Annotated in this window: 3 protein-coding genes; 1 reads left to right on the forward strand and 2 read right to left on the reverse strand. The window is 69.3% G+C overall.

All coding sequences use genetic code 11. The annotated features are described in order from the left end of the window. On the reverse strand, window positions 1–313 hold a 313-nt coding region (locus VF468_20475; GenBank protein ID HEX5880666.1), incomplete at its 3' end, for an alkaline phosphatase D family protein. Between VF468_20475 and VF468_20480 the strand changes: the two genes are divergently transcribed. Next, window positions 297–1,268, forward strand: a complete 972-nt coding sequence (locus tag VF468_20480) for an MBL fold metallo-hydrolase (GenBank protein HEX5880667.1) — start codon at window positions 297–299, stop codon at window positions 1,266–1,268. The genes VF468_20475 and VF468_20480 overlap by 17 nt on opposite strands. Before the next feature lie 542 nt (window positions 1,269–1,810). Here VF468_20480 and VF468_20485 read toward each other — a convergent pair. Beyond that, on the reverse strand, window positions 1,811–2,024 hold a 214-nt coding region (locus tag VF468_20485; protein ID HEX5880668.1), incomplete at its 5' end, for a hypothetical protein.

Here is a 2,024-nt window from a genome sequence, read left to right on the forward strand (position 1 = left end):
CGCGGATGTCGTGGTCGTCGAAGATCATCAGGCTCGGCAGCGTGCTCAGCAGCCACCGGTTCGCCGGGTCGCTCCACGCCAGCCGGTACAGGTGCGCGTACTCCTCGTAGTCCCGCAGCTCCGTGCCCGGTGGCTGGTCGACGTCGCGGCGGGACTCGATGAACGCCCGCATCTCCTCGGGGGTCTCGTCGGCGTACACCTGGTCGCCGAGGAACAGCACCAGGTCCGGCCACCTCTCCGTGTCGTCGCCGGCCAGGCACAACGCGTACGCGCGCAGGGCATCGACGCCATGGCTGGTGGTCGGCGACCGCACCTACGTGGTGGACTGCGGACGCAGCGCGGTCACCCAGTTCAAGGCCGCGCTGCTGCAGCTGACCAGCCTGAAGGCGATCTTCATCACGCATCTGCACGCCGACCATGCCATCGACTTCTTCGACTTCTTCATGCTGGGCGGCTTCGGCCTCAACGACAGCAACGACGGCATCGTCGAACCGGTCGACGTGTACGGGCCGGGCCGCGCGGGCGCGCTGCCGCCACCGTTCCGGCCGGGCCCGGTCCCCACGATCGCCCCAGGGAACCCGACCCCGGGCCTGGCGGACCTCACCCGGCTGCAGGTGAGGGCGTTCGCCTACAGCACGAACCTGTTCCTGCGCGACTCCGGCATCCCCGATCCCCGGACCCTGCTACGCATTCACGAGGTCGATGTGCCGGACGTGGGTGCCGACCCGCTGGGGCCGACCGCGCCGCCGATGGAGCCGTTCACCATCGCAGACGACGGGGTGGTGATGGTCAGCGCCGTGCTGGTTCCCCATGGCCCGGTGTTCCCCTCGTTTGCCTACCGCTTCGACACCCCGGACGGATCGGTGGTCTTCTCCGGTGACACCGCGGCATCGGAGAACGTGGTGCGGCTGGCGCACGGGGCCGATCTGCTGGTGCACGAGGTCATCGACATCGACTTCTACGAGCGTTTCTTCGGCCTGCCGCCGGCCCTGCTGGAGCACCTGCGCGAGTCGCACACCGACGTCACCGAGCTCGGGCCGCTGGCGGAGTCGGCGGAGGTCGACACCCTTGTGCTGACCCACCTGGTGCCGGCCGACCCGCTGCTGGTCAGCAACCGGCAGTGGCGACGCAACGTCGGCCGCGGCTACGGCGGGCGGGTGCTGGTGGGGAACGACCTGCTCGACGTGGGGGTACGCCGAACCGCGCACCCATCTCGGCTGAGCGGTGCCCGGCACGCCGCCCAAAGGCCGGGCAACCTCGCCGGTTGAGCAGGAACTCCCCTCGTCACGGCGCGCCGCGGCGACCTTCCGGTGCGGTTCGTGAACCGCCACGGCGGGTCGGCCAGGACCGTCTTCAACCCGCCCCTCCACCGACAGCAGAGGCGGCGGGTCGGTCACGGATCGGAGTGGTCGTGCCGCATGCCGCCTACCGGTGCCCACCCAGCATCCCTGAAAGATCCATTTCGGCGAAATGGATCTTATCGACTCAACCTGACCGCGCGCCCATCAACGTTCAGCGTGTCGCCGCGACCGAGTCGCCGTCCCGCGGCGTGGGCCCGGCGGATCGCACCGACCCGTCGATCCGACCCGGTTCGATGCCTACCATGAGCAACGGAGACACGCCGCCGCCGAGGTTCCCCCGTGGGACGAGCCTGCCCCCAGCAACGCCCCCAGGCCGGACCGGCCGTCCGTCGAATCATGGGCGTGTGGTCGCGCACATGCCCATGATCGGACGCGCGGTTCTCCGGATGTGCGCGCACGCGGCAAACCTCTTCGGCGTGGACAGGAAACCTGTCCGCGGGGCTCGGTGGTCAGTCGTTTGGTGACACGGCGCGGCCACGGCCGAGAAGTCGCTCGAGCAGCCCTGGGTCGCTCGGCCACGCGGCCAGCAGTGTGCCGCGTGCAATGCTTCTCGCTGCAAATCGCAGCAGCAGGATCACCGCAACAACGTCATCGAGTGGACCGATGACAGGCAGGAACTCTGGCAGGAGAGATCGATCGGCGATACGACCCCACACACTGCGA

The sequence above is a fragment of the Actinomycetota bacterium genome, from assembly GCA_036280995.1.
Lineage (GTDB): Bacteria > Actinomycetota > CALGFH01 > CALGFH01 > CALGFH01 > CALGFH01.